Source organism: Nakamurella multipartita DSM 44233 (assembly GCF_000024365.1).
Classification (GTDB): domain Bacteria; phylum Actinomycetota; class Actinomycetes; order Mycobacteriales; family Nakamurellaceae; genus Nakamurella; species Nakamurella multipartita.
The window spans coordinates 268,315-282,936 of the sequence record NC_013235.1; the positions used below are offsets into that span (position 1 = coordinate 268,315).

General features: G+C 70.6%; 13 protein-coding genes and 1 pseudogene. 1 reads left to right on the forward strand and 13 read right to left on the reverse strand.

Features of this window, described 5'->3' with window-relative positions:
• Positions 1–6: 6 nt before the first annotated feature.
• From NAMU_RS01180 to uraH, 13 genes and pseudogenes are all read right to left on the reverse strand, one after another.
• Positions 7–258 (reverse strand): hypothetical protein, encoded by a 252-nt coding sequence (locus NAMU_RS01180; protein WP_138179879.1) that lies wholly within the window; start codon positions 256–258, stop codon positions 7–9.
• A 134-nt stretch (positions 259–392) separates the two neighbouring features.
• A complete protein-coding gene (locus NAMU_RS01185) occupies positions 393–812 on the reverse strand; it encodes an Ohr family peroxiredoxin (protein WP_012814146.1) in 420 nt (139 codons plus the stop codon).
• A gap of 21 nt (positions 813–833) precedes the next feature.
• A complete protein-coding gene (locus NAMU_RS01190) occupies positions 834–1,667 on the reverse strand; it encodes a bifunctional allantoicase/(S)-ureidoglycine aminohydrolase (RefSeq protein ID WP_012814147.1) in 834 nt (277 codons plus the stop codon).
• A gap of 10 nt (positions 1,668–1,677) precedes the next feature.
• A pseudogene (gene allB / locus NAMU_RS01195) lies at positions 1,678–3,045 on the reverse strand (allantoinase AllB).
• A gap of 55 nt (positions 3,046–3,100) precedes the next feature.
• Positions 3,101–4,234: a glycerate kinase gene (locus NAMU_RS01200; RefSeq protein ID WP_012814148.1), complete on the reverse strand. Its 1,134-nt coding sequence runs from the start codon at positions 4,232–4,234 to the stop codon at positions 3,101–3,103.
• Between the two features lie 14 nt (positions 4,235–4,248).
• Positions 4,249–6,054, reverse strand: coding sequence for a glyoxylate carboligase (gene gcl / locus NAMU_RS01205; protein ID WP_012814149.1), 1,806 nt, complete (start codon positions 6,052–6,054; stop codon positions 4,249–4,251).
• A gap of 10 nt (positions 6,055–6,064) precedes the next feature.
• Positions 6,065–6,994 carry a 2-hydroxy-3-oxopropionate reductase gene (locus NAMU_RS01210; protein ID WP_281023792.1) on the reverse strand — a complete coding sequence of 310 codons (930 nt, stop codon included), beginning with the start codon at positions 6,992–6,994 and terminating at the stop codon, positions 6,065–6,067.
• Between the two features lie 269 nt (positions 6,995–7,263).
• Complete coding sequence (locus tag NAMU_RS01215) at positions 7,264–8,058, reverse strand: hydroxypyruvate isomerase family protein (protein ID WP_041369620.1); 795 nt, start codon at positions 8,056–8,058, stop codon at positions 7,264–7,266.
• A 74-nt stretch (positions 8,059–8,132) separates the two neighbouring features.
• On the reverse strand, positions 8,133–9,422 hold the full coding sequence (locus NAMU_RS01220; protein ID WP_012814152.1) for a DUF6986 family protein: 1,290 nt from the start codon (positions 9,420–9,422) through the stop codon (positions 8,133–8,135).
• Positions 9,423–9,599: 177 nt separating this feature from the next.
• Positions 9,600–11,222, reverse strand: coding sequence for a malate synthase A (gene aceB, locus NAMU_RS01225; RefSeq protein WP_012814153.1), 1,623 nt, complete (start codon positions 11,220–11,222; stop codon positions 9,600–9,602).
• Entirely contained in the window at positions 11,222–12,685 is a 1,464-nt protein-coding gene (locus NAMU_RS01230) for a nucleobase:cation symporter-2 family protein (RefSeq protein ID WP_012814154.1), read from the reverse strand. Before NAMU_RS01230 ends, aceB begins: the two co-directional genes overlap by 1 nt.
• Positions 12,686–12,693: 8 nt before the next feature.
• Positions 12,694–13,602, reverse strand: coding sequence for a factor-independent urate hydroxylase (gene pucL / locus NAMU_RS01235; RefSeq protein WP_012814155.1), 909 nt, complete (start codon positions 13,600–13,602; stop codon positions 12,694–12,696).
• Between the two features lie 6 nt (positions 13,603–13,608).
• Entirely contained in the window at positions 13,609–13,965 is a 357-nt protein-coding gene (gene uraH, locus NAMU_RS01240) for a hydroxyisourate hydrolase (RefSeq protein WP_012814156.1), read from the reverse strand.
• 159 nt (positions 13,966–14,124) lie between these two features.
• Between uraH and NAMU_RS01245 the strand changes: the two genes are divergently transcribed.
• On the forward strand, positions 14,125–14,607 hold the full coding sequence (locus NAMU_RS01245; protein WP_012814157.1) for a hemerythrin domain-containing protein: 483 nt from the start codon (positions 14,125–14,127) through the stop codon (positions 14,605–14,607).
• Positions 14,608–14,622 lie beyond the last annotated feature (15 nt).

A 14,622-nucleotide genomic window follows, 5' to 3' on the forward strand; every position in this document is an offset into this window, starting at 1 on the left:
GCCGGCTCACAGGTGGCGCGCGGCGTCCTGGATCAGCAGCTCGAGGTGGCTGCGGGTCATGGTCCCGGGATCGAAGGACACGACGACGGTGGTGTCGATGGCGTCGACGCCCTCCACCCCGGGCATCCGCAGCGCGGTCAGGTACTGGGCGATCCGCCGGGCATCACGCGCCGGACGGGGCTGCTCGAAGTGCACGGCGAGCACGGTGTCCGCGCCGGTGGTCTCGATCGACAGGTCGGTGAGGTCGGGGGCGGTCATGGTGAGAGTGGCCATACAAAAGCTGACGTCCGTTCGGCGCGGGGGTTGTCCACGTCGCGAAGAAACCCACCTGGCCGGTCGGTCACCGGGCGCTGAGCGCCCGGTGACCGTGAGCCGCGTTCGGCCCGAACCGGTCAGGCGTCCCGGACCGACAGGGTGACCTCGACGTTGCCGCGGATCGCCTTGGAGTACGGGCAGCGCTGATGGGCCTGCTCCAGCAGGTCGGCCGCGGCGGCGCGGTCGGCCCGGGGCAGTTCCCCGGTGATCGCGGCCGCCAGGTGGAAGCCGTCCTCGCCCTTGACCAGGCCGATCTGCACGCTGACCGACGAATCGGTGGCGTCCACCCCGGCCGCCTTGGCCAGGTTCTTGAGCGCGGAGTGGAAGCAGGCCGCGTACCCGGCCGCGAACAGCTGCTCGGGGTTGGTGGGATCACCGGGGCCGGCGCCCGGCCGCGGCGTGGTCAAGGCCAGGTCCAGCACACCGTCGTCGGTGCGGGAACGGCCGTTGCGGCCTTCTCCGGTGGAGGTGGCGGTCGTCTGGTAGACGACGGTCATGAGTGGTTCAATCGGGGTCGGTCAGGCGAACTGACGGCTCAGGGTGGCGTGCCGGTTGACATCCTTGTACAGCAGGTAGCGGAAGCGGCCGGGGCCCCCGGCGTAACAGGCCTGCGGGCAGAAGGCGCGCAGCCACATGAAGTCGCCCTCCTGGACCTCGACCCAGTCCTGGTTGAGCAGATAGACGGCCTTGCCCTCGAGCACGTACAGCCCGTGCTCCATGACGTGGGTCTCCGGGAAGGTGATCGCACCGCCCGGCTGGAAGGTCACGATGTTCACGTGCATGTCGTGGCGCAGGTCGGTCGGGTCGGCGAAGCGCTGGGTCACCCAGGCCCCGTTCGTCCCCGGCATCTCCACGCCCTCCACCTGCTCGTCCGAGGTGAAGAACGCGGTCGGCAGGTCCAGGCCCTCGACCCGCTGGTAGGCCTTGCGGATCCAGTGGAACCGGGCCGGCGCGTCACCGCGGTGATGGATCGTCCAGTCGGCCCCGGGCGGGATGAACCCGTACCCGCCGGAGGTCATCTCGTGCTTGTCGCCGTCGACGGTGACGACGAGCTCGCCCTCCATCAGGAACAGTACGGTCTCCGCGTTGGGGTCCGTCTCCGGCCGGTCGCTGCCGCCGCCGGGGGAGACCTCGACGATGTACTGGGAGAACGTCTCGGCGAAGCCGGACAGCGGCCGGGCGATCACCCAGAGCCGGGTGTTCGTCCAGAACGGCAGGAAGCTGGTGACGATGTCGCGCATGGTGCCGCGCGGCAGCACCGCGTAGGCCTCGGTGAAGACGGCCCGGTTGGTGGTCAGCTCGGTCTGTGCCGGCAGCCCGCCCGTGGGTGCGTAGTAGGTGTTGAAGTTCATGGTGATCCTTTCAGGCTGCGGGTCCGGTGACGGCGGGCTGGGGTGCTGCGGTCCGCGACAGCAACCGCCCGCGGTGCGCGTCGCCGACCAGCTCCTCGCCGCGCAGCCAGGTGCTGCGGACGACGCCGGACAGCGTACGTCCGGCGTACGGGGTGATCGGGTTGCGATGGCGCAGCCGGGCGGCGTCGACGGTGAAGGTGTCCTCCGGCGCGAGGACGGCCAGGTCGGCGTCCCGGCCGACCACCAGAGCGCCCTTGCGGTCCAGGCCGGCCAGCGCGGCGGGGGTGGTGGACATCCAGCGGGTGACGTCGGCGAGGCCGAAACCGCGCCGCTTCGCCTCGGTTCAGACGGCGGGCAGGGCGACCTGCAGCCCGGCGATGCCGCCCCAGGCCACCCCGAAGTCGCCGGAGTCGAGCTGCTTGAGCTCCGGGGTGCACGGGGAGTGGTCGGAGACGACGCAGTCGATCGTGCCGTCGGCCAGGCCCTGCCAGAGCAGCTCGCGGTTGTCCGCCTCCCGGATCGGCGGGCAGCACTTGAACTGGGTAGCCCCGGCGGCGATCTCGTCGGCATCGAAAACCAGGTAGTGCGGGCAGGTCTCGACCGTGATCCGGACCCCGTCCCGCTTGGCCGAGGCGATCATGGGCAGGCCGTCGCTGCTGGACAGGTGCAGGATGTGCGCCCGGGCACCCGTCCACCGGGCGGCCTCGATGACGTGGGCGATGGCGGTGTTCTCCGCGCCCCGCGGCCGGGAGGCCAGGAACTGTGCGTACCGGGCGCCGTGGGCGGCCGGGGAGTGCTCGATCGCGCCGGCGTCCTCGGCGTGCACGATCATCAGCCCGTCGAACTCGCGGATCACCGTGAGGTAGTCGATCAGGTCGGCCGGGGTCAGCGGCGGGAACTCCGGCACCCCCGAATCGAGCAGGAAACACTTGAACCCGAACACCCCGGCCTCGTGCAGGCCGGGCAGCGATCCGCTGTTACCGGGGACCGCGCCGCCCCAGAAACCGACGTCGACGTAAGCTTTCTCGGCCGCGACGGCCCGCTTGACCGCCAGCGCCGGGACGTCGACGGTCGGCGGCACGCTGTTCAGCGGCATGTCGACGATGGTGGTCACGCCGCCGGCGGCCGCGGCCCGGGTGGCCGAGGCGAAGCCCTCCCACTCGGTGCGGCCGGGCTCGTTGACGTGCACGTGGGTGTCCACCATGCCGGGCAGCAGCACCTCGTCGGCGCGCAGCTCGACGGTCCGGGCGGCGTCCAGCTCGGCGTCATAGGGTTCGATCGCGCTGATGCGGCCGTCGGCCACCGCGATCGCGGCGGGTCGTTCACCGCCGGGCAGCACCGCGCGCCGGGCGCGGACGAGCAGGTCGTAGCGGGTCACGTCGATTCACCTCCTTGTGAAAGCGCACCTGGGTGAGTGCGAAAGTAGCTGTGGTTCAGAGTGAGTCGGCGATCCGCCGGCCCAGGCGTTCCAGCAGCGGCCCGGGATCGTCGATGCAGCGCTGCACGTCGGACTCGATGTCGGTCAGCGCGTACGCCTGCCGCACGCCGGCGGCGGTCAGCTGGTCGGTCGACAGCAGGTTCCGACCGGCGACCGCGACCACCGGCACCCCGGCCGCGCGGGCCGCCGCCGCGACGCCGGCCGGCGCCTTGCCGTGCAACGTCTGCTCGTCCAGCGACCCCTCCCCGGTCACCACCAGGTCCGCTCCGCCGAGCTGCGTGGCGAAGCCGCTGAGTTCGAGCATCAGCTCGATACCGGGTCGGGCGGTGGCGTGCAGCACGGCGACCGCCGCGAAGCCGACCCCCCCGGCGGCTCCGGCCCCGGCCACCTCGGCGGCCGGGTGCCCGTTCGGGCCCTCGGCCACCCCCAGCGCCCGGGCCAGCGCGCCCGACCACACCCGCAAGGCGCCGTCCAACCGGGCGACATCGTCCGGGGTGGCCCCCTTCTGCGGGCCGTAGACGGCGGCCGCACCGTGATCGCCGAGCAGCGGGTTGTCCACGTCGCTGGCCAGCACCACGTCGGTCTCGGCCAGAGCCGGATGCAGGCCGGTCAGATCGACCGCGGCGACGTGCTCCAGGCCGCCGCCTCCGTCCGGCACCGGCTGCCCGTCGGCGTCCAGAATGCGGGCGCCGAGCGCGGTGAGCATGCCTGCGCCGCCGTCGGTGCTGGCGCTGCCGCCGATGGCCAGGACGAGTCGGCGACACCCGGCGTCCAGCGCGGCCGCGATCACCTGCCCGACGCCGACGCTGGACGCGGTGAGCGGGGCGAGCACCCCACCGGGCAGCCGGACCAGCCCGCACGCATCGGCCAGTTCGACCACCGCGGTCCGATCCTGGCGCGCGTAGCCGGTCGAAACCGGTTGCCCGGTCGGGCCGGCGGCGGTGACCGGCACCAGGTGGAAGCCGGCGGCGACCGCGGCGTCCAGCGTGCCGTCCCCGCCGTCGGCGACGGGCACGGCGAGTACCTCGGTGCCCGGAGCGCCCGCCCGGATCCCGGCCGCGACATGGGCCGCGACGTCGCTCGCGCGCATCGAACCCTTGAACTTGTCCGGCGCGACCAGGACCTTCATCGGTACAAACCCTTTCAGTCCAGCATCGAGATGATCGCGGTCGGTGCGTCCGCGGAGGTCAGGGCCAGCTCCTCGAACTCGACGACGTTGTCGATCTCCACGCCCATCGAGATGTTGGTGACCCGCTCCAGCACGACCTCGACCACGACCGGCACCCGGTGCTCGACCAGCATCTTCTTCGCGGTTTCCAGGGCCGGTAGCAGCTCCTCGGGATCATGCACCCGAATCGCCTTGGCCCCCATGGCTTCGGCCAGCTTGACGTGATCGACGCCGTAGCCCTTGATCGGGTTGTCGGTGCCGTCGTCGGCGGTGCTCTCGGTGTTGATGTTGTCGAACGAGAGCTGCACGTGGTAGTCCATCTCGAAGCCGCGCTGGGATTGCCGGATCAGGCCCAGGTAGGCGTTGTTCACCAGCACGTGGATGTACGGCAGGTTGAACTGGGCGCCGACGGCCAGCTCCTCCATCATGAACTGGAAGTCGTAGTCGCCGGACAGCGCGACCACGGTGGCGTCCGGGTCGGCGACGCACACGCCCAGGGTGGCCGGCAGGGTCCAGCCCAACGGACCGGCCTGGCCGGCGTTGATCCAGTGCCGCGGCTTGTACACATGCAGGAACTGGGCCGCCGCGATCTGGGACAGGCCGATGGTGGAGACGTACCGGGTGTCCGGCCCGAACGCCTTGTTCATCTCCTCGTACACCCGCTGCGGTTTGATCGGGATGTTCTCGAAGTGGGTGCGCCGGTGCAGGGTGCGCTTGCGCTCCTGGCAGTCGGCCACCCACTGGGAACGGTCGGCCAGCTCGCCGGCGGCCTTGCGCTCGCGTGCGATCGCGACCAGCTGCTCCAGCGCCGCGCCGGCGTCGGAGACGATGCCGTAGTCGGGCGCGAACACCCGGCCGATCTGCGTCGGCTCGATGTCCACGTGCACGAAGGTGCGGCCGGCCCGGTAGGTGTCCAGCCCGCCGGTGTGCCGGTTGGCCCACCGGTTGCCGATGCCGAAGACGAAGTCCGAGGCCAGGATGGTGGCGTTGCCGTACTGGTGCGAGGTTTGCAGCCCGGCCATGCCGGCCATCAGCCGGTGGTCGTCGGGGATGGTGCCCCAGCCCATCAGCGTCGGGATGACCGGCACGTCCAGCAGTTCGGCCAGCTCGACCAGCAGGTCGCTGGCGTCGGCGTTGATGATGCCGCCACCGGCCACGATCACCGGGCGCTCGCTGGCGGCCAGCATGTCCAGCGCCTTGGCCGCCTGGGCCTTCGTCGCCCGCGGCCGGTAGATCGGCAGCGGCTCGTAGGTGTCCGGGTCGAACTCGATCTGCGCCATCTGCACGTCGAACGGCAGGTCGATCAGCACCGGGCCGGGGCGTCCGGAACGCATCAGGTGGAACGCCTGCTGGAAGGCGCCGGGCACCTGGGCCGGCTCCAGCACGGTCATCGCCATCTTGGTCAGCGGCTTGGCGATGTCGGCGATGTTGATCGCCTGGAAGTCCTCCTTGTGCAGGCGGGCGACCGGGGCCTGACCGGTGATGCACAGGATCGGGATCGAGTCGGCCGAGGCCGAGTACAGGCCGGTGATCATGTCGGTGCCGGCCGGGCCGGACGTGCCGACGCACACCCCGATGTTGCCGGCCTTGGCCCGGGTGTACCCCTCGGCCATGTGCGAGGCGCCCTCGACGTGGCGGGCCAGGATGTGCTTCATCCCGCCGTGCTTGCGCAGGGCGGAGTAGAACGGGTTGATGGCTGCGCCGGGCAGCCCGAACAGGGTGTCGACGCCTTCCTTCTCCAGGATGGCGACGGCGGCATCGACGGCACGCATGGTGGGCATGATGGTGTCCTTAGCTGGCTGAGTCTGACGGGGAATCGGGGTTCTGGCCGGAGAGCCGGAGTACGCCGCGCAGCAGGGCCGAGTGGTCCAGCCCCCCGTCGCCGTTGGCCACGGCGGAGGCCATCAGTTGCGCGACCACGGCACCGAGCGGGATCACCACACCGGCCTCGCGGGCGGCGGAGGTCACGATGCCCAGATCCTTGTGGTGCAGCTCGATCCGGAAGCCCGGGTTGAAGGTGCGGCCGAGCATGTTGGCCCCCTTCTGGTCGAGGACCTTGCTGCCGGCCAGCCCGCCGCCAAGGACCTTGAGGGCGGCCTCGGTGTCGACGCCGTAGGCCTCGACGAAGGCGACGGCCTCGGCCAGCAGCTGGATGTTGCCGGCGACGATCAGCTGGTTGGCCGCCTTGACGGTCTGCCCGGCGCCGTTGGGCCCCACGTGCACGACGGTCTTGCCGACCGCGTTGAAAACGTCGGCCGCGGCGTCGAAGTCGTCCTTTTCGCCGCCGACCATGATGGACAGGGCGGCATTCTTGGCGCCGGCCTCACCACCGGAGACCGGGGCGTCGAGCAGCCGGAAACCCTGCTCCTTGGCCTGCGCCGCCAGCTCGGTGGTCACATCGGGCCGGATGGAGGAGAAGTCGATGATCAGCGTGCCCGGCTTGGCGTTCTGGAAGACGCCGTCGGTGCCGTCGGACCCGGCCAGTACCTGCCGCACGTCCGGGGAGTCGGGCACCATGATCGCCACGACGTCGGCCTCGCGGACCGCGTCGGCGATGCTGGTCGCCCCCTTGCCGCCGGCCGCGACGAGCGCGTCGACCTTGGCCTGGCTGCGGTTGTAGCCGACGACGTCGAACCCGGCGTTCACCAGGTGACCGGCCATCGGGCCGCCCATGATGCCCAGGCCGATGAAAGCAACGGTGGTCATTGATGTCTCCTTCACGATCTTGTTGGTGGTGGCCGGCTCCCGCCGGTGCTGCCCGGGTGCTGCCCCGGTCTCCCGCGCGGATCAACTACCTCGGCGCGGCCGAAGTCGTCGACTTCGGTCCCACCCGTCACATTCGGTGCGGTTTGATCCGCGCAGGGCCGGTGTGGATGGCTGCGCGGATGAAGTCGTCGACTTGCGTCCCATCAGTCCCATCTCCTGCGAGTTGATCCGCGCCGGGGTAGTTGATCCGCGCGGGGGTGGGGGTTGGTCGTGCGGGGTGGGGGTCAGACGCGGGTGGCGGAGCTGCGGGCGGCCGAGGGGAGCCAGCTCAGGCCTTCGAGGGTGCCCGCGGTCGGCTTGTACTCCAGGGCCACGTAGCCGCGGTACCCGTGCGCGGCGAGTGCGGCCAGGTGGCCGTCGATGTCCAGCGTGCCGGTGCCGGGCTCGCCCCGGCCCGGGCTGTCGGCGATCTGGACGTGGCCGACCCGGTCGGCGTAGGCCTCGATGGCCGCGGCCACATCGTCGCCGTTGACGTCCAGGTGGTACAGGTCGCAGAGGAACTTGACGTTGCCGACGCCCGAGGCGGCCTCGACGCGGTCGATCACCCGGATGACGTCGGCCGCGGTGAGCAACGGATAACGCGGCGCCCCGCTGACCGGCTCGACCAGCACGATGCCGTCGATCCGGGCCGCGGCCCGGGCGGCCAGCGCCAGGTTCTCGGCGGCCACCTCGTCCTGCGCGACCGGCGTGGACTCGTCGGTCCGGTTGCCGTACAGGGCGTTGAACGCCCGGCAGCCCAGCCGCTCGCCGATGCCGACGGTCACGTCGATGTTGTCCCGGAACTCGGCGGAGCGGGCCGGCCAGGAGACCAGACCCCGGTCGCCGCTGGGCATGTCACCGGCGAAGAAGTTCAGCCCGATCAGCTGCACCCCGGCCTCGTCGACGGCCGCGACGAACTCGTCCACCTGGCTGTCGGCCGGCACTGCGGAGCTGAACGGCCACCAGAACTCGACCGCGTCGAACCCGGCCTCCTTGGCCGCCGCGGGCCGCTGCAGCAGTGGCAGCTCGGTGAACAGCATGGACAGGTTGACCGCGTAGCGCGGGGATTCGGTGGTCACCGGGGGATTCCTTCCGGGTGGGGTCGGGGGAGGGTTCAGGCGGGCAGGGGTTTGCGGCGGGCCATCGCGTCCAACGTGTCCCGGCGTACCCCGGCCTGCTCGAAGACCTCGTCGTCGTCGATCGCGCCGCAGTGCACGCCACGCATCAGGAACGCGGCGAGCGCCTGCGCGGTGGCCGGCTCGTCGACCACGCCGCCGGACTGCTTGTTCAGGTAGGCCCGCAGCCGCGCGGCGGCGGCCGGCAGACCCTGCCGGTAGAAGGCGTAGGTGGCCAGGTACCGGCTGACCAGATGCCCGGGGTGCATGTCCCAGCCCTGGTAGTACGCCGCCCGCAGCGACCGGGTGACCAGGCCCGCGTGCAGCACCACGGCCGCGCGGATCTGCTCGGGCGAGCCGACGGGCATGACGTTGGTGGAGCCGTCGGACAGCCGCACCCCGGTACCGGCCGCGGCGACCTGCATGACCGCCTTGGCGTGGTCGGCGACCGGGTGGGCCAGGCTCTGCTGCGAGGCCGCCACACCGCACGCGGCGCTGTAGTCGAACGTGCCGTAGTGCAGGGCAACGCATCTCGGGCCGGCGGCGCCGATCATGCCGGCGACGGTGGCGGTCCCGTCGGCCCCCAGGATGGCCTGGGTGGTCTCGATCTGGATCTCGAAGCGCAGAGCACCGGGGGGCAACCCGTGCACCCGTTCCAGCTCCTCGCAGATGCCGACCATGGCGGTGACCTGGTCGACCGAGGTGACCTTGGGCAGGGTGACCAGGAAGCCGGCCGGCAGCGGCCCGGCGGCCAGCAGGCCGGAGACGACCAGATCCAGGGTGCGCAGTCCGCGACGGCGGGTGGGCTTCTCCAACGACTTGAACCGGATGCCGGCCAGCAGCGGTCCGGCCGGATCGCCCAGCAGGGTCGGCAGCAGGGCGGCCACCCGGATCGCGTCGCGGTCCTCCTCGTCGTCGGGCCGGTTGCCGTAGCCGTCCTCGAAGTCCAGGCGCAGGTCCTCGATGGGTTCGGTGTCCAGCTTGGCCCGGACCAGGGCCAGCGCGGCGGCCAGGTCGTCGTCGGCCACCGGCAGCGCCAGGGCGGCCGCCGCGGACGGGTCGGGCGCGGTGACGGCCAGCACCTCGCGGGCACCGGCGGCCCACCGGGCCAGCAGCTGCTCGTCGGCCAGATCGGCGTTGACGTAGACCGTGTGCACCGGCTGGCGGGTTCCGGGATCACCGGGGTAGTGACCCGACAGCTGGGTGTCGGCGGCCGCCAGCTCGTCATCCAGCCGGTCCAGGAAGGACGCGCTCAGAGCGGTGGTCGAGGGTGTCTCCGGCCCGCTCATCTGACGTCCTTCTTCCTGGTCGGCGCTGGTCGTCACTGCTTGTGACTATTCCGTATAGCGAAACTCTAAGTTCACGATGTAGAAAATCTATCGGTCCGGCTGCGTGCCGTCAAGGAGGGGCCGGTCGCCGGCGGATATATCCAGCGGCGACCGCGCCCGGCCGTCGAACCGACTGGTTCAAGCCTGACGGCTGGCCGCCAACTCCGCATCATGGGCCGCCGCGTAGGCCGGCAGGGTGAGGAAATCGGCGAACTCGTCGGCCAGGGCCACCTGCTCGAAGACGCTGCGGGCCAACGGGTACTGGCTTGCCGCGTAGGTCTGCGAGCCCAGCTCGGCGGCGATCGCGGCCAGTTCCTCGTCGGCGATCCGGCAGACCAGCTCCGCGGTGACGGTCAGCCCGGTGTCCAGCTGCACACCGTGATGCACCCACTGCCACACCTGGGACCGGGAGATCTCCGCGGTGGCCGCATCCTCCATCAGGTTGTGGATGCCGACGGCGCCGTTGCCGCCGAGCCAGGCCTCCAGGTAGCGCAGGGCCACGTCGATGTTGCCGCGCAGCCCGGCTTCGGTGATCGAGCCCGGCACGGAGGTCACGTCCAGTAGCTGATCGGCCGTGACCTGGACGTCGTCCCGGCGGCGGTCGAGCTGGTTGGGCCGGTCGCCGAGCACGGCGTCGAACACCTCGGCACACACCGGGACCAGGTCCGGGTGGGCCACCCAGGAGCCGTCGAAGCCGTCGCCGGCCTCCCGTTCCTTGTCCGCCCGCACCTTGGCCAGGGCGGCCCGGTTGACCTCGGGGTCCCGCCGGCTCGGGATGAAGGCGGCCATGCCGCCCATCGCGAACGCCCCGCGGCGGTGGCAGGTCGCCACCAGCAGGTCGGTGTAGGCGCGCATCATCGGGGCGGTCATGGTCACGCTGCCCCGATCGGGCAGCACGAACGTGGGGCCGGCATCACGGAAGTACTTGATGACGCTGAACAGGTAGTCCCAGCGGCCGGCATTCAGGCCGGACGCGTGCTCGCGCAGCTCATAGAGAATCTCGTCCATCTCGAACGCGGCCGGGATGGTCTCGATCAGCACGGTGGCCCGGATGGTGCCGTGGGCGATGCCCAGTTCGGCCTGGGCGTGAGTGAACACGTCGTTCCACAGCCGCGCCTCCAGATGGCTCTCCATCTTCGGCAGGTAGAAGTACGGTCCGCTGCCCCGGGCCAGCAGTTCGGCCGCGTTGTGGAAGAAGTAGAGCCCGAAGTCGACCAGGGCACCGACGGCGGGCTCGCCGTCCACCAGCAGGTGTCGCTCGTCGAAGTGCCAACCCCGCGGCCGGGCGACGATGGTGGCCAGCCGCCGGTCGGTGGCCAGCCGGTAGGGCCGGCCGTCCGGGGAATCGAAGGCCAGGGTGCCGCGGATGGCGTCGAAGAGCACCAGCTGCCCACCGACCACGTTGCGCCAGTGCGGGGTGTTCGCGTCCTCCAGGTCGGCCAGCCATACCCGCGCTCCCGAGTTCAGGGCGTTGATGGCCATCTTCGGCTCGGGCGGGCCGGTGATCTCCACCCGGCGGTCGACCAGGTCGGCCGGGGCGGCCGCGACGGTCCAGTCGGCGGCCCGGATGCCCGCGGTCTCCGGCCGGACGTCCAGCCGGCCGGAGCGGGCGGCCCGCTCGCGACGGCGGGTGCGCTCGGCCAGCAGCTCGTCCCGCCGGCCGGCGAAACGGCGATGCAGATCGGCCACGAAGGCCACCGCGTCCGGAGTGAGAATCTCGTCGGCGCGGGCGATCTCGGGTCCGTTGAGCGTGACGCCCATCAGTGGCTGCCCTTTCTGGGGTCGCCGGGCAGGTGCCCGCCCGGTTGCTCGTCCGGGCTGACCCCGATGGCCGGGGACTCGGCGAAGATGGGTGCTGCGTCGTCCTTGCGGCCCAGCACGTTGAAGAAGATGTTCAGGGTGACGGCGGTGACCGCGGAGGCGCTGATGCCGGAGTCGAAGATCGTCTGGAACCATTCCGGGAACGAGTGGTAGAACTCGGGCACGGCGATCGGCGTCAGGCCGGCGGCGATGGCCAGCGCGACGATGACCAGGTTGGAGTTCCCGTCGTACTTCACCGCCGCCAGGCTGCGGATGCCGCTGGCCGCGACCGTGCCGAACAGGGCCAGGCCGGCCCCACCGAGCACGGGCAGCGGCAGCGCCGCGACGACCGCGCCCACCTGGGGGAACAGCCCGAGCACCAGCAGGATGCCGCCGCTGACGGCCACCACGAACCGGCTGCGGATGCCGGTCAACGCGACCAGGCCGACGTTCTGGGCGAAGGCGCTCACCGGGAAGCCGTTGAGCAGCCCGCCCGAGGCCGCGGTCGAGATGCAGTCGGCCCGCAGGCCGTTGGCCACGGTCTTGCGGTCGGCCTCCCGGCCGACGACCACGCCGATGGCCAGCAGGTCCGCCGTGGTCTCGGTCATGATCACCAGCATCACGATGACCATCGAGATGATGGCCGCGACCTGGAAGGTCGGCGTGCCGAAGTGGAACGGGGTGGAGATGGCGAAGGCCTGAGCCTGACCCACCTTGGAGAAGTCCAGCTTGCCCATCAGGGCGGCGACCACCCCGCCGGCGACGAGGCCGGCGATGATCGCGATCCGGGAGAAGAAACCGGGCAGGAACCGGTAGATCACCAGGATGATGCCCAGGGTGATCGCGGCCAGCGTGATGTTGGAAATCGAGCCGAAGTCGGCCGATCCGGCCCCGCCGCCGGCCCAGCGCATGGCCACCGGCAGCAGCGAGATGCCGATCACCGTGATGATTGACCCGGTCACCACCGGCGGGAAGAAGCGCAGCAACCGGGCGAACACCCCGGACAGCAGGAACCCGGCCAGCCCGGCGATCAGGACGGAGCCGAAGATCGCCCGTAGGCCGTCGACCCCGCCGCCGGCGGACGCCCCCACGGCAATCATGGAGGCGACCGCGGCGAACGACGTGCCCTGCACGATCGGCAGTTTGGCGCCGATCCACTTCACGCCCAGGGTCTGCAGCAGAGTGGCCAGGCCGGAGACCAGCAAGGTGGCGGCCAGCAGGTAGGACAGATCGGCGAAGGACAGGCCCAGCGCGGAGCCGACGATGAACGGCACCGCGACCACGCCGGCATACATGCTCATCACGTGCTGCAGGCCGAACAGGATCATCGGTCCCGGCTTGAGCACCTCGTCGACGGGATGCTTCCCGTCGGGCAGCAGTTCGACGCCCTGCTGCCCCGCGAATGATTCGGGTTGGTGGGCCATGGTGACGGTTACCAGCCCTGACCGGGATCGAAGGCCTGGTTCGGAGCCGGCGCGGCGTCCTTGTGCAGGTCGTTGTGGATGGTGCCTTCGATGAAGCCGTAGGGCCGGTCGTCGGCGTGGAAGACCTCGTTCGGGTTCTCCAGGCCGTACGGGCTCAGATCGATGACGAAGTGGTGCTTGTTGGGCAGGGAGAAGCGGACCTCGCCGATCTCGGGCTGCTCGGCGATCATCGCCTCACCCATGGCGAACATGGTCTGCTGCAGGGCCAGGCTGTGATGGCCGGCGAACACGCTGCTCATCGTGGCCACCGCCGAGTCGTAGGACTTGGCCCAGTCGGCCTCGCTGTCGGTGTGCCACCACTGGCCGGTCACCGAGGTGGCCATGACCCGGTCGTGGGTCGGCTTGAGGGTCGTGTACTTGTCCTGCAGGTAGCCCCAGAACTCCGAGTCGGTGGTCTTGAGCACCACGTAGTCCTGTACGCCGGAGACCACCCACAGGTTGGTCCCGTCGTAGGTCACGGTGGCGGTGCGCACGTAGCCACCGTCCCGGGCGAAGGCGTGCGGGTGCGGGGTGCCGTCGTGCGAGAGCCGGTTCCACGGGTACATCTCGAGCTTGATCCGGGCCCGGGTCACCGGGGCGGTGTCATCCACGAAGTGCTTGGCCAGCGCGATGCCGAACGACTCCGGCTGGCGGGCGGCCTCGCTGTACTCCTTGGCGAACGCGTTCACCGTGTTCTTGGTGGCGTCGGTGGTCAGGCAGTTGCTGTTGTCGCCGGTGCGGTGGATCTCCTCGAAGTCCCCGGACAGGGCGACACTGACGTTGTAGTCGACGATCTCGTGCGGGTCGGAATCCCGGTAGACCCGGACGACGCGGGTCTCCGCCTTGCCGTACTGGTTGTGGCCGAGCGTGACACTCATGTGGACCTAGCTCCCTCGGTAGGTGGAAAAAGCGAACGGGGACAGCAACAACGGGACGTGGTGGTGCGCAGCGGGGTCGGTGATCTCGAACGTCACCGTGACCCGCGGATAGAACCCGGTCTGACCGGTGGCGGTGAAATAGGCCGTGGTGTCGAACTGCAGGTCGTAGATGCCGGCGGCGAGCGGCAGATCGGCGCCGGACTGCTGGTGGCGGTAGCGGCCGTCGGCATCGGTGACGGCCGTGAAGATCGTGGTGCCGAAGGGGGTGGCGGCGCCGGCATCTCCCTGCGCCCTGAGCTGGATCGGCACCCCCTGGGCGGGGCGACCCAGGCTGGCGTCCAGCACGTGGGTGGAAAGGCTCATCGTCGAGACACTCCTGTCGGTCGGCAGCGGTGCCGGCTTCCGCTAAGCGGAAGCAAAATCTCTTGGAGTGAAAGTTACCGCTGGCCGTCGAGACCTGTCAACAGTTTGTTGAAGTCTGATTCTGATATATCCCCGCCGCCGGCGATAGGGTCGGCCGCGATGGAATCGGCCCGGATGATCGCCTGGAGCGCACAGCTGCGGCGGGTGCACCAGCGGCTGACCGACGCGCTGGCGATCGCCCGGGAATCGATCGAATCGAGCGAACCGATCGATGCGCGCGAGGCGGTCGAGCAGCTGGCCGACCCCCTGATCTACTGCTGGGGTCTGTGTTCCGCGCTCGACGGGCACCACGAGGCCGAGGACGGTGCCCTGTTCCCGCGCCTGCGCGAGCGGCACCCGGAGCTGGCGCCGGTCCTGGACAACCTCACCCGCGATCACCGGATGATCGCGCACCTGCTCGGCGAGCTGCGTCGGGCGATGGCCGCCGGCGACCCGCCGGAGGACCTTCGGCGCCACCTGGACGGCATCGAGGCGATCATGACGACGCATGTCCGGTACGAGGAGAAGCGGCTGGGCGCGGTGCTGGACGGGCTTGACCTCGGCCCGACGGCGCCGGAGACACTTTTCGGGCCGCTGGCCTGACGTCTTGAGCCGTCC